The following is a 21,443-nucleotide window of genomic DNA, read 5'->3' on the forward strand; positions in this document are numbered from 1 at the left end:
GTCAGCCCTGGCTTGTGGCCCGCGCCGCGCCGAGCAGGCGGTCGCGGGCGCTGGTGGTGGAACGGGACGTGGCGGCGCCGGCCTGGGTGGCGAGCAGTTCGGCGTGCCCGCGGACCGTTCCCGCACGGAACATGTCCATCGTCTTGATGGCCCGCCCCGAGGCCTGGGTCATCCGCTCGACGAGCACGATGAGGAGCAGCGAGTCGCCGCCGACGTCGAAGAAGCTGACGTCATCGGCGACTTCATCCGCCTTGAGGACCTCCAGCCACAGTGAGCGGACGAGTTCGAGGCGCGCCTCGGGGGTGGAGAGGTCTACGTCGGTGGTGGACGAGTCGATCACGGTTTCCTCCGGGAATTGGGAGAGTGCGATAGCGCTTCGCCGCAGATCCGCAAGGAATCCGCTGACGGCGTCCTGGTCGTACAGAGCCTTTGTGTAGTCGACGGAGAGCTCCAGCCGGCTGCGGCCGGCCTCCTCGGCCAGGCAGACGAACAGGCCGAGGTCGTATTTCATGTGCAGCGAGGGCAGCGGCTGGAGCCGGCCGGTCACGCCCGGGGCCAGTTCCATGTCCTGCGGGACCTCGGCCATGTTGACGAGCACCGCCGACAGCGGCGGCCAGATGACGTCGCGCTCCGGCTTGAGGGCGGCCGTCACGGCGTCCAGCGGGACGTCACCGTCGATGAAGGCTTCCATCGCCCCGAAGCGGGCGGTTCGCAGCAGCTCGCGCCAGGTGGTGGTGTCGTCGAGCGCCACCCGGATCATCACGGTGTTCATGAACATCCCGATCGCCTCGGCGACGGCTGGATCGTCCCGGCCCGGCCAGCCGAAGGCGAAGAGGAAGTCCCGCTGACCGCCGGTGCGCGCGAGCGTCCCGGCGAGCAGGGCGACCCCGGTCATGAACGGCGTGCAGCCCTCCGCTCCGGCCGCCGCCAGCAGCGCCTCGGTCAACTCCTCGTCGAACCGCGCCACTTGGCTGGCTCCGGCCAGTGAGGTGTCGCCGGTCTCCCGCCGGAAGGGCACCTCGACCTCGATCGGCGCGCCGCGCAGCCGCTCCACGGCGTCCGGCAGGCGCTCGTCGAGCTCGTCCGCCGCCAGCATGGTGACCACCTCGCTGGGGTGCGGCGGCGAGCTGAGCACGGGCTCCGACCCGGCCGCCAACGCCCGGTACACCGTGGCGACTTCAGCCATCAGCAGGCTGCGCGACCAGCCGTCGCAGACGATGTGGTGCACGGTCAGGACGAGCAGCGTGCTGCCCTCGCCGATCCGGATCACCTCGGCCCGGGCCGGCGGCTCGTCCCCGAGCTGGAACGGCGTGTAGCACAACACGTCGACCAGCCGCGTCAGTTCCTCCGCCGACCAGCCCTCCGCCGCCGCGTCGATGAACCCGGCCTCGGCCGGCGACTCGTCGGTCCGGTACTCGATCCTCCTGTGCCGCACGTCCAGCCGGAACCGTGAGCGCAGCGCCGGATGCCGGTCGAGGACGCGCTGAACCGCCGAGACGAGCAGGCCGTGGTCGACCGGACCCGTGAATTCCATGACGGTCGGAACAAGGCTGGTGGGGCGCAGGTGCTCGATCTGGTCGAGAACCCACAGCCCTTTCTGCGCCGGATTTGCTTCGTACCACACCGTGGCGGACGTGCTCGTGGCGGACGTGCTCTGTGAAGTGCTCGATGAAGTGCTCTGGGCAGACAATGCGGAACCTTTCGGGCGAGCAGACAGCCCTACCGACGGCGTCGCGCCGTGATGGGCACATGCTTGTAACCGGAAGCGAAATTCGAGATCAGCCGTTCCGGCTTGCCGGCCAGTCGGAAATCCTCATAGCGGCCCAGCAGCTCCTCGAAAAGGATGCCGATGGTGACCCGGGCGACGCTGTGCCCGACGCAGTAATGCGGACCGATTCCGAAGGCGAGGTGCTTGTTCGGCTTCCGGCGGATATCGAAGGTGTGGCTGTCCTCGAATACTTCCTCGTCACGGTTGGCGGCGCCGAGCCAGGCGACCACCGCGTCTCCGGCGGATATCCGCGTGCCGCGCACCTCGGTGTCCCGGGTGGCATAGCGCAGCACGTGGTTGACCGGGGAGGCCCAGCGCAGCGCCTCCTCATAGGCGGTGGTGTTGACCTCCGGATGCGCCGCCCAGTCGGCCAGCACCTCGGTTTCGGCGAATTCGGCCATCACAAAGGTCGGGGCGTGCGGCGTGGTGACATTCGCGCCGAGCAGCAGGCTGTAGCAGTTCGCGACGATCTCGCTGGCGGACATCAGCCGGCCCTCGAAGCGGGTGGAGATCAGCACGCTGAGCAGATCGTCGCCGAGGTTGTCCCGGCGGTGGCGCATGAGGTCCTGGAAGTACCCGAAGAGCTCCCGGTGGGCCGACTTGAGCGTCGCCTCCTTGTCGCCCTCGTCCTGGAACTCCGGATCGTCGGCGGCGATGCACACGGTCGTGAGGCGGCTGAGCCAGGCCCAGTCCTCCTGCGGCAGTCCCATCATCGTGCCGGTGACCGACATCGGCAGCGCCAGCATGGCGGAGCCGAAGTCGAAGACCCCGCCGTCACCGAGCGGTTCGAGCAGGTCGAGGACCTTGGGCCGGATCGTCTCGCGCTGGCGGTCCACGGCCTTGACGGCCAAGGCCTTCTTCAACCGCGCCTGCCGCTCGGTGTGCCGCGGCGGGTCCGTGACGGCCAACTGCTGGCCGCCGGCCGGGTCGTCGGTGCCGAGGAGGTCGAGCAGGGTGCCCCGCTCGGAGGTGAACGTGTCGGTGTCACGCAGGACCAGATCGGTGTCCGCGTACTTGACCACGGACCAGAATCCACGCGCCTCGTCCACCTGGTCCCAGCTGAGGCCGTCCATCTCGCGCAGTTGGCGCCAGATTTCGTAGGTATTGCCGTCGCTGTAGAGGGTCGGGTCAATGAGGTCGGCCGATCCCATGTCAATCGGACATCCGGACATACGAGTATCGTTGGTGGAGATGACCGATTCCCTTCACTAAGGCGTCGCATCGCGAAATGGACAACACGGGACGATCCGTCAGTGCCCCGTGCTCGCAGCATGGTTGGACTCTACGGTCGGCCGGACCGGTCGGCGCCGTGGCTGGCAGGTAGATGCCAACCGGTGCTCCCGCAGATCGCAGCCAATAGCATGGGAACCGGCAGCCCGTGACCAACGGTTCGCGCTTCGAACTTCGAACTTCGAACGGCCCCGGGGAACGCTGAATCCGACGTGAGCGGAGACTTCCTGTGAACCACGACGACCTTGCCGGGGAACAGAAGGAGACATTCCGGGGGCAGCCGCCCCGGATGGAGACGTACGAGCGCCCTGCCGCGCGTACCGCCTTCCATTTCCACCACACGTCCGGTCACAGCCCCGACGGCGAGGGATGCGGTGTCAACGACCCGATCTCCCGTGGGCTCTGAGCGGATCATCGATCCCACGCGAATCCCACTCGAATCACCCTCAGTCAGATCACCCTCAGGAGCAAAGTGCGATGGCTGTCCAGGACGAACTCTTGGAGACCGCCGAAGCGGCCGTTGTCGACCCCTTCTCGCTCTACCGGATCGCGGTGGGCCACACGCCGAAGGGAGTGGCCCTGCGCGAGTCGGCACGGTCGGGCAGGACCCGTCTGGTCACGCCGGCCCTGACGTTCACGGTGGCCTGCGCCATGCGCAACTGCTGGGACGAGGAGTGCGAGCAGGACCACCAGTTCGGCACGGGCGCCCCGATCGGGAAGCTCCACGAACTCGGGGGAGTGGAGGTCGTCGACCTGACCGCGGCGCAGATGGTCTCCGTCGGGCAGCTGTACGCGGGCTGCTCGGACCGCCGGGTGGTGGGCGCCGAGGTGCTGGCGGCCTGCCAGTCCGTCCTGCTCGCCAAGTCGCTGAGCCTGCCGCTCATTTCGGCGGCACGGGCCTCGTACTGCTACACGGCGCTCGCCGCCGCCGGCGCGAGCTGCCGGATCGATCTGATCTGACGCCACTGACGTCTCGCCAACCTGATACTCCTGATACTCCTGGTACTCCGGACAAGGAACAGCTCCTGTGACCTATGTAATCGCTCAGCCCTGCGCGGACATCAAGGACAAGGCCTGCATCGAGGAGTGCCCGGTCGACTGCATCTACGAGGGCGAGCGGTCCCTGTACATCCACCCGGACGAATGCGTCGACTGCGGTGCCTGCGAGCCGGTCTGCCCGGTCGAGGCCATCTTCTACGAGGACGACACCCCGGAGGAGTGGAAGGACTACCGCGAGGCGAACGCCGACTTCTTCGAGGAACTCGGCTCTCCCGGTGGCGCCTCGAAGCTGGGCCTGATCGAGCGGGACCACCCGCTCATCGCGGCGCTGCCCGTGCAGACGAACGCCTGACGGGACGGGACGGCCGACGATGCCTAGGCCCTCACAGTGGCTCAAGTACCTGAGCCCATCCGACTCTCAAGCTGGTCCCATGCTCCAGGTCGTGTGCTTCCCGCACTCGGGAGGAGCGGCGGGCGTCTACCGCCCGCTGGCGGCCGAACTGGCCGGTGACGCGCGGGTCGTCGCCGTGCAGTACCCGGGGCGCCAGGACCGGCACGAGGAGCCGGTCATCACCAGCCTCCACGAGCTGGCCGACCGCATCACCGAGGAGCTCCGGGCGGCGCCGGCTGATCTGCCGCGCGTCCTCCTCGGGCACAGCATGGGCGCGATGCTCGCCTACGAGGTGGCCCAACGACTGGGCAGCGATGGGCTGTTGGCGCTGATCGCGTCGGGCCGCCCGGCCCCCTCGCGGGTCCGGCTCACCACGTCCTACCTGCTGGACGATGAGGCCCTGGCGCAGCAGGTGGTCTGGCTCGGCGGTACGGCCGCCGAGCTGCTCGACCACCCCGACATGCGCGCGCTGCTGCTGCCGCTGATCCGCGGCGACTACCAGGCCAGCGAGACCTACCGCCCGCGCGGTGACCGGCCGTTGAGCTGCCCCCTGGTCGCACTCGGCGGTGACGCGGACCCGGTCGCACTGATCGGCGACCTGGCCGCCTGGTCCGAGCACACCACCGGACCCTTCCGCCTGGAGCTGCTCGCGGGCGGCCACTTCTACCTGCAGGACCACTGGCCGGCCGTCGCGGACCTCGTCCGCTCCACAATGCTCGTGCCAGAGAGCTGAGTTGCTCCTATTTTTGGATCACTTATGATGCGCCCTATGATTCCTGAAGGGAACGTCGAGCCGTTCCGGGTCCATTTCCCCCAAGCCGATCTGGACGACCTCCACGAACGTCTGGACCGGACCCGCTGGCCGGAGGAGATCCCCGGTGCGGGCTGGATGTACGGCGTCCCGGGTGAATACCTGCGAGAACTGGCGCGGTACTGGCGCCACGAGTACGACTGGCGCAGCGCCGAGTCCGCGCTCAACGAATGGCCGCAGTTCACCACGGAGATCGACGGCGCGAACATCCACTTCGCGCACATCCGGTCTCCGGAGCCCGACGCGACCCCGCTGCTGATGACCCATGGGTGGCCGGGCTCGGTCGTCGAGTTCGCCAGGGTCGCCGGCCCGCTCACCAACCCGGCCGCCCACGGCGGCGACCCGTCGGACGCCTTCCACCTGGTACTGCCGAGCATCCCCGGCTTCGGACTGTCCGGGCCGACGCGGGAGACGGGGTGGGAGTTCCGCCGGGTCGCGGCCGCGTTCGCCGAGCTGATGAACCGACTGGGCTACGAGCGCTACGGGGTCCAGGGGGGCGACTGGGGCGCGGCCATCTCGCGCGAGCTCGGCCGCACCCGGTCCGAGGTCCTCGGCGTCCACCTCAACCTGATCCCGAACGCCTGCATGACGCACGAGCCGACACCGGCCGAGCTGTCTGCTCTCTCCCCGGTGGAGGGCAAGCGCTGCCAGGAGTCCTGGGAGAGCTTCCGGGAGTGGACCCGCGACAAGCAGGGCTACGCGGACATCCAGGCCACCCGCCCGCAGACCCTGGCCTACGGCCTGACCGACTCACCCGTCGGCCAACTCGCCTGGATCGCCGAGAAGTTCGACGAGTGGACGGACTCGCCCGTCGATCGCGACCTGCTGCTCACCAACGTGATGCTGTACTGGCTGACCCGCACGGCCGGCTCATCCGCCCGCCTCTACTACGAGCGGGCCCACGCCGACTACTGGGGCACCCCACCCGAGCCATCCACCGCCCCCACCGCCCTGGCCCACTTCCCCCACGAGAACTTCGTCCTCCTGCGCCACCTCGCCGAGCAGACGAACAACATCGTGCAGTGGACCGAATACGACCAAGGCGGCCACTTCGCAGCCATGGAGCAGCCCGCCCTCCTGGTATCCGACATCCGCACGTTCTTCCACTCCCTTAGCGATGCCTGCTGAACAACCAGCGCCGCAATTTCCATTGGGGGCTGACCAGGCCGGTCTTGAGCAGCCAGGTGCGGCCGCTTGAGAGAAGCCCCGACGGTCAGTCCCTCTCGCTAGAGTGGACGTGGTCGGCAGGAGCTCGCGGCGAAGCTGCTGGCTGCAGCGCAGTAGGAGGAGCCATGACCGCACAGCCCACCGAGCCCTACGGTGTGCGTCCTCGAACGCAGGACGAGATCGGGGCGGCCTTGCCGCCCTCGCAGCGGATGGCCTTCTACCGCGATATGGGGTCCGCGAGCGAGGAAGAGATCGCCGGTGTGCTGCGTCGCTGGCGGCTGCGGGTTGAGATCTACAACGATCCCGCTACTGCGCGTGTCCACGCTGCGGTTCAGGAAGGAACGGCCGCGGGCCGGGCCCTGTCCGCAGTCCTGAGGGAGCTCGGGCCGCGGTGAGCGACTGGGACGACCCGTACGACGGCGACGAAGAGCACGACCCGATCACCTTGTCACCGCAGGTTCAGGACGTATTCGACTACGAGGTGACGCCGCCGGACGTGGTCTCGGCGATCGCCGCGTTCCTGGTCGGCCTGCGCGAGACATTGGAGAGTGGAGGGCACCCGGAGTACGCCGAGGAGATCCCGAATCTGCCGAGTGCCTACCTGGCCCCGTTGGCGCGCGATCTCGGGCTGATTCAGTACCACGCGACCGAGACCCCGTACGGACCGGGGTTCTACGTTGCCAGGATTGTGCGTACCGACGACTACCCCGAGGGTTTCTGAAACCTGTCAGGTGAGGCTCGTGGCTTGTTCCCTCGTGGTCTGGGGGGCCTTCTCGCGGCGGGGGAGCAGGAGGGGGGTGGTGAGCAGGACGACTCCGGCGGCGGCGATTGCGGTGCGGGGGCTGGTGGCGGCGGCCAGGAGGCCCCAGCCGGCGGTCAGGGCCGCGATGGCGGCGCTGCTGCTGATCGACCATGCGGACAGGGTGCGGGCGATCTTGTCCGGGTCGGTGTGCTCGAGCCGGTAGGTGGCCAGTACGGGGTTGAACAGGGCGCAGCAGGTCACCAGGCCGAACTGGACGGTGATCATGAGGGCCATCCCGGGGACGCCGGGCCCGACGAACGCCAGACCGATGGGCCAGCAGGCGCGCAGTGCCCCGGTCGTGATCAGGACCGTGTGCTGCCCGAACCGCGCCGCGAGCGGCCGCGCGAGGCGTGAGCCGAAGAGGCCGCCGATGCACGGGGCCGCGAACACGAGACCGTACTGCCAGGGGGCGAACCCGAGGCGGCCCAGCAGCAAGACGGCGAGCAGCGGCTCGGAGGCCATGATCAGGCTGTTGACCACGATCGAGTTGAAGAACAGCGGGCGCAGCACGGGGTGGCCGAGGAGGTGGCGCCATCCTTCGAGCAGATCGCCCGCGCGCAGCCGCGGTGCACCGGTCGGCGCGGGGTGCGGTTCGGTTCCGCCGATGGCGCGGATGCCCAGCGCCGAGAGCAGGTAGCTGACCGCGTCGGCCACCACGGTCGTCACCGGGCCGAACAGGCCGACGGCAGCCCCGCCGAGCGGTGGTCCGACCGTGATCGCGCTCCACGAGGTGGACTCGAACCGGGCGTTGGCGATCAGCAGGTCCTCCGGTGCCACGAGCGACTTGAGGTGCGCGCCGCTGGCCGCCTTGAAGGCGATGTCGGCCGCGGCGGTGGCGACGGAGACGACGAGGAGTTGGGCGAAGGTGAGCCAGCCGAGCGCGAACGCGGCGGGGACGCTCAGCAGCGCCGCGAACCGGGTCAGGTCCATCGCGATCATGACCGGCCGCTTACGGCGGAACTCCATCCACGGACCGAGCGGCACCGCCAGCAGGGCGCCCACCGCCCGCCCGGTGGCGGCCAGCGCCGCCACCTGCGCCGGGCCGGAGTGCAGCACGAGGACCGCGATCAGGGGAAACGCGCCGAACCCGAGCCCCGAGCCGTACGAGCTGACCGCGTACGCCCCCCACAACCACCCGAACTGCCGCCCCAGCGCCCGCCTACCCGCCATCCCCAACGCACCTCTCGCCGACCGCCGACCCGCACCTGAACAACCGCACACTGACCGTCGGCAGCAAAGCACGCAGCACTGACAACGGGACCCCTGGTCGCAGGCACATGCAGGCATACCGACCAGGGGTCCCGCGGGAATTCTCAGCGACTCAAGAAGCCGGCCTTCTCACCGGTCTGCACTGCCGGGTGGGACGACCCATTCGGTGGGTTGGCCGGTGAGGGAGGCGATCATGTCGAAGTCGCCGTCGTAGTGCAGGACCGTCAGGCGGTTCAGTTCTGCCGTGGCGGCGATGAGAAGGTCGGGGAGTGACAGGGCGCGGTGGAAGCCTGCGTTGAGCGCGTGGCGCTGGACCTCCAGCGCGCGGGTGAAGGTGTCGTCGTTGCTGCGCAGGTAGTCGAAGGCGTGGAGCCAGGTGCTGATGCGCGTCGCCTCAGCGCTGTCCCGGGCCGAGTGGATCATCTCGTACTCGGTAGGTTGGCAGACCGCGAGCAGGTAGCGCTCGTGGAGCGGTTTCAGTACCTCTCTGACGCTGGGTTTCGTCCAGCGCGCGAGAGCGGACTTGTCGATCAGGTAGCGGTCCTGCATCAGGCGGCCCGGCCGCCGTCGCGCTTGAGGGTTCCGTCAGCGTTGCGGGGGCCGGTGGTCTCGACGATTTCGCTGAAGTCGAGCTCGCCGGCGTCCATGGCGTCGAAGCCTTCCTGCCGCAGGTGCCGCTTGACGGCGTCCTCCATGGCGAGCCGCACAGCCTGGGCCTTCGTCTTGGTTCCGAAGATGCGCATGGCCTCGGCCACCATGGACTCGTCGAGGTCGATCACTGTCCTGGCCATGCGGGCCTCCTGGGGGTCTCAGACGCATCAAATGATATCAGTCATTCATTGAAGACGATATCGTTTGGCGTGTCTCGCAGGAAGCTCGGAGTGGTCGGTGGCGGAGTGCGCCGAGGGCCCTGGCCGCAACGGATGTGGTTCATCAGCACTCGATGACGTTGACCGCGAGGCCGCCGCGCGAGGTCTCCTTGTACTTGACCTTCATGTCCGCGCCCGTCTCCTTCATCGTCTTGATCGCCTTGTCCAGCGAGACGTGGTGGCGGCCGTCGCCGCGCAGGGCCATTCGGGCGGCGGTGATGGCCTTGACGGAGGCCATGCCGTTGCGCTCGATGCAGGGGATCTGGACCAGGCCGCCGACCGGGTCGCAGGTGAGTCCCAGGTTGTGCTCGATGCCGATCTCGGCGGCGTTCTCGACCTGCTCGGGGGAGCCGCCGAGGACCTCGGCGAGGCCGCCGGCGGCCATCGAGCAGGCGGAGCCCACCTCGCCCTGGCAGCCGACCTCGGCGCCGGAGATGGAGGCGTTCTCCTTGAAGAGCATCCCGATCGCGCCGGCCGCGAGGAGGAAGCGGACGATGCCCTCGTCGTCGGCGCCGGGGATGAAGTTCTGGAAGTAGTGCAGCACGGCCGGGATGATGCCGGCGGCGCCGTTGGTGGGGGCGGTGACGACGCGCTGGCCGGAGGCGTTCTCCTCGTTGACGGCCATCGCGTAGAGGGTCACCCACTCCATCGCGTTGGCCGGGCCGATGCCCTCGGCGCGCATCGCGCGGGCGCCGGCGGCGGCGCGGCGGCGGACCTTGAGGCCGCCGGGGAGGATGCCCTCGCGGGACATGCCGGCGTTGACGCACTCCTTCATCACGGCCCAGATCTCCAGCAGGCCGCTGTGGATCTCGGCCTCGGTGCGCCAGGCCTTCTCGTTCTCCAGCATCAGGCCGGAGATGGAGAGCCCGGTCTCCCGGGTGAGCCGCAGCAGCTCCTCGCCGGTGCGGAACGGGTAGCGCAGCGCGGTGTCGTCGGGCACCACGCGGTCGGCGCCGATCGCGTCCTCGTCGACCACGAAGCCGCCGCCGACCGAGTAGTAGGTCTTCTCCAGCAGCACCGCGCCGGCCTCGCCGTGCGCGACCAGGGTCATGCCGTTGGCGTGGTACGGCAGCGAGCGGCGGCGGTGCAGCACCAGCTGGGTGTCGGTGTCGAAGGCGATCTGGTGGGTGCCGAGCAGCGAGAGCCGCTTGGTCTCCTTGATCCGCTCGACGTCCAGGTCGGCCTTGCCGACGTCCACCGTCCGCGGCGAGTTGCCCTCCAGGCCGAGCAGGACGGCCTTCGGGGTGCCGTGGCCGTGGCCGGTGGCGCCGAGCGAGCCGAACAGCTCGGCCTTGACGGCGACGACCTGCTCCAGCAGCCCCTCGGAGCGCAGGCGGCGGGCGAACATCCGGGCCGCGCGCATCGGGCCGACCGTGTGCGAGCTGGAGGGGCCGATACCGATGGAGAAGAGGTCGAAGACGCTGAGGGCCACGGGAGTGACGTCCTTGTCTGGCTCGTGGAAGAAGCGCGCCCCCAGGTGTGGCGGGGCGCGTCTGTGCATGGCGCGGGGCACCGGCTCACGTTCCAGTGTGCGCGGTGCCCCGTCGGATCGGACCAGGTCGGCAGGGGTGATGCCGACCACGTTCCGGGGACTACAGCTCCGGGTAGAGCGGGTACTTCTCGGCGAGCGCGGTGACCCGGGCCTTCAGCGCGACGGCCTTGGCCTCGTCGAAGGAGGGCAGCAGCGCCTCGGCGATGACGTCGGCGACCTCGCGGAAGTCCTCGGCCTGGAAGCCGCGGGTGGCCAGCGCGGGGGTGCCGATGCGCAGGCCGGAGGTGACCATCGGGGGGCGCGGGTCGTTCGGGACGGCGTTGCGGTTGACCGTGATGCCGACCTCGTGCAGCCGGTCCTCGGCCTGCTGGCCGTCGAGCTGGCTGTTGCGCAGGTCGACCAGGACCAGGTGCACGTCGGTGCCACCGGAGAGCACCGAGACGCCGGCCGCGGTGGCGTCGTCCTGGAGCAGGCGGGCGGCCAGGATCTTGGCGCCCTCCAGGGTGCGCTCCTGGCGCTCCTTGAACTCCGGGGAGGCCGCGACCTTGAACGAGACGGCCTTGGCCGCGATCACGTGCTCCAGCGGACCACCCTGCTGGCCGGGGAAGACCGCCGAGTTGATCTTCTTGGCCAGCGCGGCCTTGGAGAGGATCACACCGCCGCGCGGGCCGCCCAGGGTCTTGTGGGTGGTGGTGGTGACGACGTCCGCGTACGGCACGGGGTTCGGGTGCAGGCCCGCGGCCACCAGGCCGGCGAAGTGCGCCATGTCGACCATCAGCAGCGCGCCGACCTCGTCCGCGACGCGGCGGAAGGCGGCGAAGTCCAGCTGGCGCGGGTAGGCGGACCAGCCGGCGATGATCAGCTTGGGCTGGTGCTCCTTGGCGAGGCGCTCGACCTCCTCCATGTCGACCAGGTTGGTCTTCTCGTCGACGTGGTAGGCCACCACGTTGTAGAGCTTGCCCGAGAAGTTGATCTTCATGCCGTGGGTCAGGTGACCGCCGTGCGCCAGGTTCAGGCCCAGGATGGTGTCGCCCGGCTGGATCAGCGCGAACATCGCGGCGGCGTTGGCCTGCGCGCCGGAGTGCGGCTGCACGTTGGCGGCCTCGGCGCCGAACAGCGCCTTGATCCGGTCGATGGCGATCTGCTCGACCACGTCGACGTGCTCGCAGCCACCGTAGTAGCGACGGCCGGGGTAGCCCTCGGCGTACTTGTTGGTCAGGACCGAGCCCTGCGCCTCCATGACGGCCACCGGAGCGAAGTTCTCGGAGGCGATCATTTCGAGGGTGGACTGCTGGCGGTGCAGCTCGGCGTCGACCGCGGCGGCGATCTCCGGGTCGAGCGCGTGGAGGGACTGGTTGAGAACCGTCATGGTGGCGTCTTCCCTTGGGGCGGTTCGAGCGTTGGGGAGGCCGGGGCGGCCGCTGCGCTGCGGCCGCCCCTCAGGGTCGATCAGGAGGCGAACGCGGTGTACTCGTCGGCGCTCAGCAGGTCGTCGGCGGCCTCGGTGACCTTGACCTTGAAGAGCCAGCCGCCTTCGAATGGCGCGGAGTTGACGAGCGCCGGGTCGCTGACGACGTCCTCGTTCGCCTCGACGACCTCGCCGGTGACCGGCGAGTACAGGTCGCTGACCGACTTGGTGGACTCGAGCTCGCCGCAGGTCTCCCCGGCGGTGACGGTGTCACCGACGGCGGGCAGCTGGACGTAGACGATGTCACCGAGGGCGTCGGCCGCGTGGGCGGTGATGCCGATGGTGGACACACCCTCCTCGGCGGCGCTCAGCCACTCGTGGTCCTTGCTGTACTGCAGCTGCTGCGGGTTGCTCATGGTGCTCATTCTCCAGGATGGGAAGCGGGGATGGCCAAAGCGGTCCGCCGGGCGGACAGCCGAATGGGAGGAGGGCCTAAGCCCGACCGGTCTTAGCGGGCGCGCTTGTAGAACGGCAGTGCGACGACCTCGACCGGCTCCTGCTTGCCGCGGACGTCCACCGCGACGGTGGTGCCGGGGGCGGCGTACGCGGCGTCCACGTACGCGATGGCGATCGGCTTGCCCAGCGTCGGGGAGGGGGCGCCGGAGGTGATCCGGCCGATCGGGGTGCCGTCGGCGGCGACCACCGCGTACTCGGCGCGCGGCACGCGCTTGCCCTCGGAGACCAGGCCGACCAGCTTGCGCGGCGGGTTGGTCTCGGCGTTGGCGGCGGCCGCCTCCAGCGCCTTGCGGCCGATGAACGCGCCGTCGTTGGTGGTCTTGTCGAAGCGCACCACCCGACCCAGGCCCGCGTCGAAGGGGGTCAGGTCGGTGCTCAGCTCGTGCCCGTAGAGCGGCATGCCGGCCTCCAGGCGCAGCGTGTCGCGGCAGGACAGGCCGCACGGCACCAGACCGCTCTCCCGGCCGGCCTCGGTCAGCGCCTGCCACAGGTGCTCGGCGTCGGCGGGGGCGGAGAAGATCTCGAAGCCGTCCTCGCCGGTGTAGCCGGTGCGGGCGAGCAGCACGTCCTTGCCGGCCACCTGGGCGGGCAGGATCGCGTAGTACTTCAGGCCGGGCAGGTCGGCGTCGGTGAGCGAGGCCAGGATGCCGTTGGCCTCGGGGCCCTGGACGGCGATCAGCGCGTAGGCGTCCCGGTCGTCGCGGACGACGGCGTCGAAGCCGTCCGCGCGGGCGGTCAGCTCGTCCAGCACCAGCTGGGCGTTGGAGGCGTTGGCGACGACCATGAACTCGTGCTCGGCGAGCCGGTAGACGATCAGGTCGTCCAGGATGCCGCCGTCCTCGCGGCAGATCATGGTGTAGCGGGCGCGCAGCACGCCGAGCGCCGAGACGAAGCCGACCAGCGCGTGGTCCAGCATCTCGCCGGCCTGCGGGCCGCTGACGGTGATCTCGCCCATGTGGGAGAGGTCGAAGAGACCGGCCTTGGTGCGGACGGCGAGGTGCTCCTCGCGCTCGCTGCCGTAGCGCAGCGGCATGTCCCAGCCGGCGAAGTCGGTCATGGTCGCGCCGAGGGCGCGGTGCAGGGCGTCGAGCGCGGTCAGGCGGGGGGACGTCACGGCGGTTGACTCCTAGGGCTGGCACTCAGGGACGACGCACGGGCATGGGGCCTGTACGCGGACATGCGGGGGCGCGATCTCCCCATCTGTCGTCAAACCTGAGAGCTTCACCACACACCTGTCCGAGGTCCAGGATGACGTGGCTTGCACCGTGGGTGGGCGCACGGCGCGGCCGTGTCCACTTTCCAGATGTGCCTCGCCCACGCGGTAGGGGTGCCTGAGAGATTCCGGGGAGGACTTGCTCCTTCGGCGCCGGTCGTGCCGTGACGGCATTCCGGGCTCTCCCGCGCGGGTTCGAGCGGCCAGTATGAAGTTCGGATGTCCGAGCGGACGCGCTCATCATGGCATGCCCGACAGCAGGACGGGAGAGGGGGGCGATCCGGGCTCGGTAGGCTGTGCCTCGCGCGCGAACGGGACACGCCTCGCGCGGCGCGAGACGGGTGGGCAGCACGGATGGGAATCCCCGCAGAGGGCCTTGCACCGACGGCACAGGGGTGGGCCGAGCCGGGTACGGCGCCGGTCGGCGGTGGCTGGCCGGGCAATGAGCTGGAGCAGGTGCTGACGGCCGCGATCGGCGACCCAGGGGCGACCCCGCGGGTGGTCGAGGTGCTGGCGCGCAGCCAGGTCTGGATCCCGCTGCCGGCCGGCGGCGACCCGCGCGGGCAGATGCTCGACCTGCCGACGATCGAACTGGCCGGCGCGCCGTACGTCCCGGTGTTCTCCTCCCAGGAGCAGTTCCTGCAGCACGGCGGCGGGCTGGCCTGCGCCGTCGCGCCGGCCTGGGAGTTCGCCCGCGGGCTGCCGCTGGGCGTCGGCATCGCGGTCAACCCCGGTGGGCCGGTGGGCATCCCGGTGCCGCCCGAGGGTGTCGGCGAGGTGCGCCGCGGCCCGCTGCAGGACCGCTGGGCGGGCGCGCCGGGGAGCCCGGACGGGGGCGCGGGGCCCGGGCTCGGCGCCCGGGTCGCACTCCGTTTGCTGGAGCCGCACGAGGAGCCGGTGGCGTTCCTGACCGCGGTCCACGCCGAACTCGGCGCGCTGCCGGGCGTGCTGACCGCCCGGCGCGCGCTGGCCTCGGTGGAGGGCGAGCCGCCGGTGCTGTTCGTGGGCGTCCAGCTGGATCCCGAGCGTCCGGCCGAGCCGGCCGACGCCAATGCGGCGATCGGCCGCGCGCTGGGCGTCGCGCCGCTGCCGTGGGGCGTGCACATGGTGCTGCTGGACCTGGTGGCGGACCCGGTGGTGGACTGGCTGCTGCACCGGGTCCAGCCGTTCTACGCACGGATCTGAGACGGAATCGCGCACCCGGGGGATGTCGGCATGACGGTTGTCGGCGAAGCCCCGTAGGGTGCTGCCGACATCTTGGCCGCGAGCCAGGCAAACCCGGAGCGACCGGCGGACCGACCGGCAGCAGGACGACGACGGAGGGCTCGACGTGAACGCAGGCGGCGCCCCGGGGCCGTGGGGCCCGGCACCCGGCCCGCGCCCCGGCGCGGACCCGGGGGTGCTGGAGCGCGCCCTGCGCGAGGTCGCGCCCGAGCGCTACGACGCGTACGAGACGCTGCTCGGCGCGCTCGCCGCCGGCCAGGTCTGGATGCTGCTCTGGCACGGCCAGCCCGGCAGCCCGGACGCGCAGTACGGCAACATGGACATCGGCGGGCTCGGCTACGCCCCCGCCGTCACCTCGCCCGAGCAGCTGGCCGCCAGCGGCTGGTCCCGCGCCCACGAGCTGATCACCGGCCGGGAGATCGCCGCCGCGCTCTACCGCACCCGCTGGGGCCTGTGGCTGAACCCGCACGCTCCCGGCGGCGGCGTCGGCATCCCGTGGGCCGACCTGCGCCGGGTCGCCTCCGGCCTGGACCGGCTGCCGGCCGGGCCGCTGCGGCTGAGTGAACCACAGGTCGCCGCGGCGCAGTTCTACTCCGTACTCGAACAGCAGGCCCCGTCGGTGCGGCCGGTCCGCTCGCTGCGCCGCGCCTGGGTGCAACCGGTCGTCGACGAACCGTACTTGGCGATCGGCCTGGAGCTCTACGACACCTCGCCGCCGGCCGTCGAGGCGGTCCGCGCGCTGATGCAGCGGGCGATCGCGCAGGCACCCGAGGGGCTGGCCGTGTCGACCGTCGCGATGAGTGACGAATACGACCCGGTGGGGCTCTGGATGCGTGCCCACGCCCGGCCGTTCTACCACCGCGAGGCCACCCCCGCGCCGTACCCGGCCGCCGCGCCCTACCCGGGTGGCTACCCGCCCCAACAGCCCTCCTACGGCTACCCGATGCCCGCGCAGGGCACCCCGCCGGCGACCGGTCAGGGCTGGCCACAGCAGCCGTGGCAGGGCTACCCCGGGCGTTGAAAGCCGTCAATATCTGACGCTTGGTCACCCTCCTCGGCACTGCCTGAACAGTGACATGCAGGTTTACCGATCATGAACAACGGCAGATCACAGTTGGGCATCCTTCGACCTGCAGGTCTGGCGCAACGCTGCACGCAACGTGAAGAGTTCTGCGCACCGCACCAGCCGAGCAACCCGAACGGCGCGCAGCTCAGGACCTGACCAGGATCTGACCAGGATCTGTACCAGCGTGCGCGCCCCGGGACGCCATGGGCCGACGACCGTCGGCGAGGGGACCGTACTGCCCATGACCACACCCACCGACACCACCGCAGCCGTGCCGGACGAGCCCGCCGCCCCGGCGCCGGCCGCTCCCGCCGCCCGGATCGAGGGCCGCTCGCTCGGCCGCATCGCCTGGACCCGCTTCAAGCGCGACAAGGCCGCCGTGGCCGGCGGCATCGTGGTGATCCTGCTCATCCTGATCGCCGTGCTGGCCAAGCCGCTCGAGTCCTGGTTCGGCCTCAACCCCGATGTGCTGCACCAGGATCTGCTGGACGCCGACCTCGGCGGCCTGCCGACCGGATCGTTCGGCGGCATGAGCCTGAGCCACCCGCTGGGCGTCGACCCGGTGCTCGGCCGCGACCTGCTCTCCCGGATCCTCGAAGGCTCCTGGGTCTCGCTGCTGGTGGCCTTCAGCGCGACCGTGCTGTCCAACACCATCGGCACCGTGCTCGGTGTCGTCGCCGGCTACTACGGCGGCTGGGTGGACGCGGTGATCAGCCGGATCATGGACACCTTCCTGGCCTTCCCGCTGCTGCTCTTCGCGATCTCGATCTCGGCCTCGCTGCAGGCCGGCGCGTTCGGCCTGCACGGCCTGCCGCTGCACCTGGGCGTGCTGATCTTCGTGATCGGATTCTTCAACTGGCCCTACATGGGCCGGATCGTGCGTGGCCAGACACTCTCGCTGCGCGAGCGGGAGTTCGTCGACGCGGCCCGCAGCCTGGGCGCCCGCGGCCCGTTCATCCTGTTCAAGGAACTGCTGCCGAACCTGGTCGGTCCGATCGTCGTCTACTCGACGCTGCTGATCCCGACCAACATCCTCTTCGAGGCCGGCCTCAGCTTCCTTGGTGTCGGCATCCAGCCGCCGCAGGCCTCCTGGGGCGGGATGATCAACGACGCGATCAAGTACTACCAGGTGGACCCCGAGTACATGGTGGTCCCCGGTCTGGCGATCTTCGTCACCGTGCTGGCCTTCAACCTGCTTGGCGACGGACTGCGCGACGCGCTCGACCCGCGCAGCAACTGACCAGCTCCCAGGAGCGGTTCGGTCACGACCAGCTCAGCCCTCCACCGTCTTGCCCACCACACCCTCAAGGGGTTGATCCAAGCAATGCGCAGATCTCGTACCCTCGCCCTGGCCGCGGTGGCCACCACCGCCGTCCTGGTGGTGAGCGGCTGCTCCAGCTCCAAGACCGCGGGGCCCACCGGCTCCGGCGCCTCGGGCGCCAACGCGGCCACCACGGGCATCGTGAACGCCTCGGACCACAAGGGGGGCACGGTCACCTATGAGATGAAGGGGACGCCGGACTCCTTCGACCCGGGCAACACGTACTACGCCTACATCTACAACTTCTCGCGGCTGTACGGGCGTCCGCTGATGACCTTCGCGCCCGGCTCCGGCCAGGCGGGCAACAAGCTGGTCCCGGACCTCGCCTCGGCGCCCGGCCAGGTCAGCGCCGACGGCCTGACCTGGACGTACCACCTGCGCGCCGGGCTGAAGTACGAGGACGGCACGCCGGTCACCTCCAAGGACGTCAAGTACGCGGTCGAGCGCAGCAACTACGCGCCGGACGTGAACTCCAACGGCCCGACGTACTTCAACGAGCTGCTGGTCGACAACGCCTCGCCGTACCAGGGTCCCTACAAGGACAAGACCGGTGGCCTGAACTCCATCCAGACCCCGGACGACCTGACGATCAGCTTCCACCTGAAGCAGCCGTTCGCGGACTTCGACTACCTGGTCAGCGCCCCGCAGACGGTCCCGGTGCCGCAGGCCAAGGACACCGGCGCCACGTACGTCAACCACGTGATGTCGACCGGTTCCTACATGTTCCAGTCGTACCAGGACGGCAAGCAGCTGACCCTGGTGCCGAACCCGAACTGGAACCCGGCCACCGACCCGATCCGCAAGCAGCTCGCGGACAAGATCGTGGTCAAGATGAACATCGACCAGGCCACCGTGGACAACGACCTGCTGGCCGGCAACGCCCAGGTCGACCTGGTGGGCGGCGGCGTCGACCCGCAGACCCAGGCCAAGCTGCTGCTGGACCCGTCGTTGAAGGCGCAGACCGACAACTCCTACGGCGGTCGCCTGGTCTACATGGCGCTGAACACCAAGGTCGCGCCGCTGGACAACATCGACTGCCGCAAGGCCGTCGAGTACGCGGTCGACAAGACCTCGGTGCAGACCGCCGAGGGCGGCCCGATCCGCGGTGAGATCGCCAACACCGTGATGCCGCCGGACATCACGGGCCAGCAGGCGTTCAACCTCTACCCGTCGACCAACAACAACGGTGACGTGGCCCAGGCCAAGGCCGAGCTGGCCAAGTGCGGTCAGCCGAACGGCTTCAAGACCACCATCATCGCCCGTAGCGAGCGCGACACCGAGGTGGCCGCGGCGACCTCGATCCAGGCGGCGCTGGCCAAGGTCGGCATCACCCTGACCATCCAGCAGTACCCGCAGGGCAAGTACTTCTCGGACTACGCCGGTGTGCCGAAGTTCGACGACAGCAACAACGTCGGAATGATCATGATGCAGTGGGGCGCCGACTGGCCGACCGGCTACGGCTTCCTGCAGCAGATCGTCGACGGCCGGTCCATCAAGGACTCCGGCAACAGCAACCTGGCGCAGCTGAACGACCCGGCGATCAACAAGCTGATCGACGACGCGGGCAGCAACACCAGCATCGCGGCCCGCAACACGGACTACGCGGCGATCGACAAGCAGACCATGGCGGACGCGGCCTACGTGCCGCTCACCGACTTCAAGGTCTTCCTGTACCGCCCGAAGAACGCCACCAACCTGCAGTCCACGGCGGCGTTCTCCGGTGAGTACGACTACCTCAACATCGGGACCACCAGCTAAGAGAGCCTGGCTCCACTCCACTGAAGGCAGGTGAAGGCAGCGGGGTCCGCCCCGCCCGGGGGTGTCCACAAGACACCCCCGGGCGGGGCGGGAAACCGGAAGCCGAACAACTGTGTTGGCCTACATCATCCGCAGGACGTTCGCCGCCCTGGTGCTGCTACTGGTCGTCAGTGCGGTCACCTTCGGCATCTTCTTCCTGCTGCCACGCCTGGCCGGCGAGACCACCGACCAGCTCGCGGCGCAGTACATCGGGAAGAACCCGACCCCCGACGCGATCATCGCGGTCAAGCGCAACCTGGGCTTCGACCAGCCGCTGTTCATCCAGTACGGGCGGTTCCTGAAGACCCTGGTCGCCGGCGCGAACTACAAGTTCGGCCCTGACCCCGTGACCTGCCATGTGCCGTGCTTCGGCTACTCGTTCAAGAACCACCTGGAGGTCTGGCCCGAGATCCGCTCGCGGATCCCGGTGACCTTCTCGCTGGCGATCGGCGCTGCGGTGCTCTGGCTGCTGTCCGGCGTCGCCACCGGTGTGGTCTCCGCGCTGCGGCCCAAGTCGTTCTTCGACCGGACCGCGATGGGCGTCGCGCTGGCCGGCGTCTCGCTGCCGATCTTCTTCACCGGCGCGCTGCTGCTGAGCCTCTTCAGCTACCAGTGGCCGATTCTCGACAACGTGCACTACGTCAACTTCACCGACAATCCGCTGATGTGGGCGCGCAATCTGATCCTGCCGTGGATCTCGCTGGCCTTCCTCTACTCCGCGCTCTACGCCCGGCTCACCCGCGCCGGGATGATGGAGACGATGAACGAGGACTACATCCGCACCGCCCGGGCCAAGGGCCTGCGCGAGCGCGACGTGGTGGTCCGGCACGGCCTGCGCTCCGCGCTCACCCCGATCCTGACCATCTTCGGCATGGACCTCGGGCTGCTGCTCGGCGGGGCGGTCATCACCGAGCAGGTCTTCTCCTTCCAGGGCATCGGCTTCTTCGCGGTCTCCGCGATCTCCGACAACGACCTGCCGAAGATCCTCGGCGTGACCCTGGTGGCTGCCTTCTTCATCGTCATCTGCAACCTCCTGGTTGACCTTCTGTACGCCGCTGTCGACCCCCGCGTGAGGCTGTCGTGACCGACCAGAACCTGATCCCCGAGCAAGCCGGGAAGCCTCGGGTGACCGACGGCGCCTTCCTGTCGGTGCGGGACCTGCGGATCCACTTCGACACCGACGACGGCCTGGTCCGCTCGGTGGACGGGGTCAGCTTCGACCTGGCGCCCGGTCGCACCCTGGGCATCGTGGGGGAGTCCGGCTCGGGCAAGTCGGTCACCTCGCTGGGCATCATGGGCCTGCACCGCTCCAAGCGGGCCAGGATCAGCGGCGAGATCTGGCTGGAGGGCGAGGAGTTGGTCTCCGCCGAGCCCGACCGGGTGCGCCAGCTGCGCGGCCGCAAGATGGCGATGATCTTCCAGGACCCGCTGACCGCGATGCACCCGTACTACAGCGTCGGCCAGCAGATCGTCGAGGCCTACCGGGTGCACCACCCCGAGGCGTCCAAGCGGGACGCCCGCAAGCGCGCGGTCGAGATGCTCGACCGGGTCGGCATCCCGCAGCCGGACCGCCGGGTGGACGACTACCCGCACCAGTTCAGCGGCGGCATGCGCCAGCGCGCGATGATCGCGATGGCCCTGGTCAACGACCCCTCGCTGCTGATCGCCGACGAGCCGACCACCGCGCTGGACGTCACCGTGCAGGCGCAGATCCTGGACCTGATCCGCGACCTCCAGCAGGAGTTCGGCTCGGCCGTCATCATCATCACCCACGACCTGGGCGTGGTGGCCGAGTTGGCCGACGACATCCTGGTCATGTACGGCGGCAAGTGCATCGAGCGCGGGCCCGCCACCACGCTCTTCGACGCCCCCGAGCACCCCTACACCTGGGGCCTGCTGGGCTCGATGCCGCGCCTGGACCGGGACCTCCAGGAGCGCCTGATCCCGGTGCGCGGCACCCCGCCCAGCCTGATCAACGTGCCCGGCGGCTGCGCCTTCCACCCGCGCTGCCCGTACGCCGAGCTGACCGGTGGACGCTCCCAGACCGACGTGCCGAAGCTGGCCGAGACCACGTCCGGGCACTTCGCCGCCTGCCACCTGCCGGCCGCCGACCGCCACCGGATCTTCGCCGACGAGATCGCGCCCCGCCTGTGAACACCA

General features: G+C 69.7%; 21 protein-coding genes and 1 riboswitch. Of the genes, 12 read left to right on the top strand and 9 right to left on the bottom strand.

Features of this window, described 5'->3' with window-relative positions:
* Position 1: 1 nt before the first annotated feature.
* Together P3T34_RS25730 and P3T34_RS25735 are read right to left on the bottom strand one after the other, a co-directional pair.
* The gene (locus tag P3T34_RS25730) at positions 2-1,624 is read right to left on the bottom strand and encodes a condensation domain-containing protein (RefSeq protein WP_280668416.1); all 1,623 of its coding nucleotides are present in this window, start codon (positions 1,622-1,624) and stop codon (positions 2-4) included.
* 95 nt (positions 1,625-1,719) lie between these two features.
* Positions 1,720-2,919 (bottom strand): cytochrome P450, encoded by a 1,200-nt coding sequence (locus P3T34_RS25735; RefSeq protein WP_280668417.1) that lies wholly within the window; start codon positions 2,917-2,919, stop codon positions 1,720-1,722.
* Positions 2,920-3,475: 556 nt separating this feature from the next.
* On the opposite strand from P3T34_RS25735, the gene P3T34_RS25740 reads away from it, so the two are divergent.
* From P3T34_RS25740 to P3T34_RS25765, 6 genes are all read left to right on the top strand, one after another.
* Positions 3,476-3,958, top strand: coding sequence for a hypothetical protein (locus tag P3T34_RS25740; RefSeq protein WP_280668418.1), 483 nt, complete (start codon positions 3,476-3,478; stop codon positions 3,956-3,958).
* A 67-nt stretch (positions 3,959-4,025) separates the two neighbouring features.
* The gene (fdxA, locus tag P3T34_RS25745; RefSeq protein WP_280668419.1) at positions 4,026-4,349 is read left to right on the top strand and encodes a ferredoxin; all 324 of its coding nucleotides are present in this window, start codon (positions 4,026-4,028) and stop codon (positions 4,347-4,349) included.
* A gap of 79 nt (positions 4,350-4,428) precedes the next feature.
* Positions 4,429-5,121 carry an alpha/beta fold hydrolase gene (locus P3T34_RS25750; RefSeq protein ID WP_280668420.1) on the top strand — a complete coding sequence of 231 codons (693 nt, stop codon included), beginning with the start codon at positions 4,429-4,431 and terminating at the stop codon, positions 5,119-5,121.
* A gap of 36 nt (positions 5,122-5,157) precedes the next feature.
* The gene (locus P3T34_RS25755) at positions 5,158-6,327 is read left to right on the top strand and encodes an epoxide hydrolase (protein ID WP_280668421.1); all 1,170 of its coding nucleotides are present in this window, start codon (positions 5,158-5,160) and stop codon (positions 6,325-6,327) included.
* A gap of 164 nt (positions 6,328-6,491) precedes the next feature.
* Positions 6,492-6,761, top strand: coding sequence for a hypothetical protein (locus tag P3T34_RS25760; RefSeq protein WP_280668422.1), 270 nt, complete (start codon positions 6,492-6,494; stop codon positions 6,759-6,761).
* Positions 6,758-7,087 (top strand): hypothetical protein, encoded by a 330-nt coding sequence (locus tag P3T34_RS25765; RefSeq protein WP_280668423.1) that lies wholly within the window; start codon positions 6,758-6,760, stop codon positions 7,085-7,087. The genes P3T34_RS25760 and P3T34_RS25765 overlap by 4 nt, the downstream gene beginning before the upstream one ends.
* A gap of 6 nt (positions 7,088-7,093) precedes the next feature.
* Here the strand turns inward: P3T34_RS25765 and P3T34_RS25770 are convergent, their stop codons facing one another.
* The 7 genes from P3T34_RS25770 to gcvT all read right to left on the bottom strand — a co-directional run bounded on the left by P3T34_RS25770 (position 7,094) and on the right by gcvT (position 13,776).
* Positions 7,094-8,338 carry an MFS transporter gene (locus P3T34_RS25770; RefSeq protein ID WP_280668424.1) on the bottom strand — a complete coding sequence of 415 codons (1,245 nt, stop codon included), beginning with the start codon at positions 8,336-8,338 and terminating at the stop codon, positions 7,094-7,096.
* Positions 8,339-8,506: 168 nt separating this feature from the next.
* Entirely contained in the window at positions 8,507-8,926 is a 420-nt protein-coding gene (locus tag P3T34_RS25775; protein WP_280668425.1) for a PIN domain nuclease, read from the bottom strand.
* Complete coding sequence (locus P3T34_RS25780; protein ID WP_280668426.1) at positions 8,926-9,168, bottom strand: type II toxin-antitoxin system VapB family antitoxin; 243 nt, start codon at positions 9,166-9,168, stop codon at positions 8,926-8,928. The genes P3T34_RS25775 and P3T34_RS25780 overlap by 1 nt, the downstream gene beginning before the upstream one ends.
* Before the next feature lie 142 nt (positions 9,169-9,310).
* Positions 9,311-10,678, bottom strand: a complete 1,368-nt coding sequence (locus tag P3T34_RS25785; protein ID WP_280668427.1) for an L-serine ammonia-lyase — start codon at positions 10,676-10,678, stop codon at positions 9,311-9,313.
* Between the two features lie 160 nt (positions 10,679-10,838).
* Positions 10,839-12,107 carry a serine hydroxymethyltransferase gene (gene glyA / locus P3T34_RS25790; protein ID WP_280668428.1) on the bottom strand — a complete coding sequence of 423 codons (1,269 nt, stop codon included), beginning with the start codon at positions 12,105-12,107 and terminating at the stop codon, positions 10,839-10,841.
* Between the two features lie 80 nt (positions 12,108-12,187).
* A complete protein-coding gene (gene gcvH / locus P3T34_RS25795) occupies positions 12,188-12,562 on the bottom strand; it encodes a glycine cleavage system protein GcvH (RefSeq protein WP_280668429.1) in 375 nt (124 codons plus the stop codon).
* A 92-nt stretch (positions 12,563-12,654) separates the two neighbouring features.
* Positions 12,655-13,776 carry a glycine cleavage system aminomethyltransferase GcvT gene (gcvT, locus tag P3T34_RS25800; protein WP_280668430.1) on the bottom strand — a complete coding sequence of 374 codons (1,122 nt, stop codon included), beginning with the start codon at positions 13,774-13,776 and terminating at the stop codon, positions 12,655-12,657.
* A gap of 195 nt (positions 13,777-13,971) precedes the next feature.
* A riboswitch (glycine riboswitch) is annotated at positions 13,972-14,073 on the bottom strand.
* Between the two features lie 156 nt (positions 14,074-14,229).
* On the opposite strand from gcvT, the gene P3T34_RS25805 reads away from it, so the two are divergent.
* The 6 genes from P3T34_RS25805 to P3T34_RS25830 all read left to right on the top strand — a co-directional run bounded on the left by P3T34_RS25805 (position 14,230) and on the right by P3T34_RS25830 (position 21,437).
* Entirely contained in the window at positions 14,230-15,060 is an 831-nt protein-coding gene (locus P3T34_RS25805; RefSeq protein WP_280668431.1) for an enhanced serine sensitivity protein SseB, read from the top strand.
* A gap of 214 nt (positions 15,061-15,274) precedes the next feature.
* A complete protein-coding gene (locus P3T34_RS25810; protein ID WP_280672384.1) occupies positions 15,275-16,120 on the top strand; it encodes an enhanced serine sensitivity protein SseB C-terminal domain-containing protein in 846 nt (281 codons plus the stop codon).
* Positions 16,121-16,406: 286 nt separating this feature from the next.
* Complete coding sequence (locus tag P3T34_RS25815) at positions 16,407-17,405, top strand: ABC transporter permease (protein WP_280668432.1); 999 nt, start codon at positions 16,407-16,409, stop codon at positions 17,403-17,405.
* A gap of 84 nt (positions 17,406-17,489) precedes the next feature.
* Positions 17,490-19,244 carry an ABC transporter substrate-binding protein gene (locus P3T34_RS25820; RefSeq protein ID WP_280668433.1) on the top strand — a complete coding sequence of 585 codons (1,755 nt, stop codon included), beginning with the start codon at positions 17,490-17,492 and terminating at the stop codon, positions 19,242-19,244.
* 112 nt (positions 19,245-19,356) lie between these two features.
* Positions 19,357-20,367, top strand: coding sequence for an ABC transporter permease (locus P3T34_RS25825; protein WP_280668434.1), 1,011 nt, complete (start codon positions 19,357-19,359; stop codon positions 20,365-20,367).
* Positions 20,364-21,437 (top strand): ABC transporter ATP-binding protein, encoded by a 1,074-nt coding sequence (locus P3T34_RS25830; protein ID WP_280668435.1) that lies wholly within the window; start codon positions 20,364-20,366, stop codon positions 21,435-21,437. Before P3T34_RS25825 ends, P3T34_RS25830 begins: the two co-directional genes overlap by 4 nt.
* Positions 21,438-21,443: the final 6 nt, after the last annotated feature.

Origin of the sequence: Kitasatospora sp. MAP12-44 (genome assembly GCF_029892095.1) — a bacterium.
In the GTDB taxonomy this organism is placed as follows: Bacteria; Actinomycetota; Actinomycetes; order Streptomycetales; family Streptomycetaceae; genus Kitasatospora.

Coding starts and splice junctions, on each gene's coding strand:
- P3T34_RS25735 (WP_280668417.1), bottom strand. CDS start 2,919: ATGGGATCGGCCGACCTCATTGACCCGACCCTCTACAGCGACGGCAAT.
- P3T34_RS25740 (WP_280668418.1), top strand. CDS start 3,476: ATGGCTGTCCAGGACGAACTCTTGGAGACCGCCGAAGCGGCCGTTGTC.
- P3T34_RS25750 (WP_280668420.1), top strand. CDS start 4,429: ATGCTCCAGGTCGTGTGCTTCCCGCACTCGGGAGGAGCGGCGGGCGTC.
- P3T34_RS25755 (WP_280668421.1), top strand. CDS start 5,158: ATGATTCCTGAAGGGAACGTCGAGCCGTTCCGGGTCCATTTCCCCCAA.
- P3T34_RS25760 (WP_280668422.1), top strand. CDS start 6,492: ATGACCGCACAGCCCACCGAGCCCTACGGTGTGCGTCCTCGAACGCAG.
- P3T34_RS25770 (WP_280668424.1), bottom strand. CDS start 8,338: ATGGCGGGTAGGCGGGCGCTGGGGCGGCAGTTCGGGTGGTTGTGGGGG.
- P3T34_RS25775 (WP_280668425.1), bottom strand. CDS start 8,926: ATGCAGGACCGCTACCTGATCGACAAGTCCGCTCTCGCGCGCTGGACG.
- P3T34_RS25780 (WP_280668426.1), bottom strand. CDS start 9,168: ATGGCCAGGACAGTGATCGACCTCGACGAGTCCATGGTGGCCGAGGCC.
- glyA (WP_280668428.1), bottom strand. CDS start 12,107: ATGACGGTTCTCAACCAGTCCCTCCACGCGCTCGACCCGGAGATCGCC.
- gcvH (WP_280668429.1), bottom strand. CDS start 12,562: ATGAGCAACCCGCAGCAGCTGCAGTACAGCAAGGACCACGAGTGGCTG.
- P3T34_RS25805 (WP_280668431.1), top strand. CDS start 14,230: ATGGGAATCCCCGCAGAGGGCCTTGCACCGACGGCACAGGGGTGGGCC.
- P3T34_RS25815 (WP_280668432.1), top strand. CDS start 16,407: ATGACCACACCCACCGACACCACCGCAGCCGTGCCGGACGAGCCCGCC.
- P3T34_RS25820 (WP_280668433.1), top strand. CDS start 17,490: ATGCGCAGATCTCGTACCCTCGCCCTGGCCGCGGTGGCCACCACCGCC.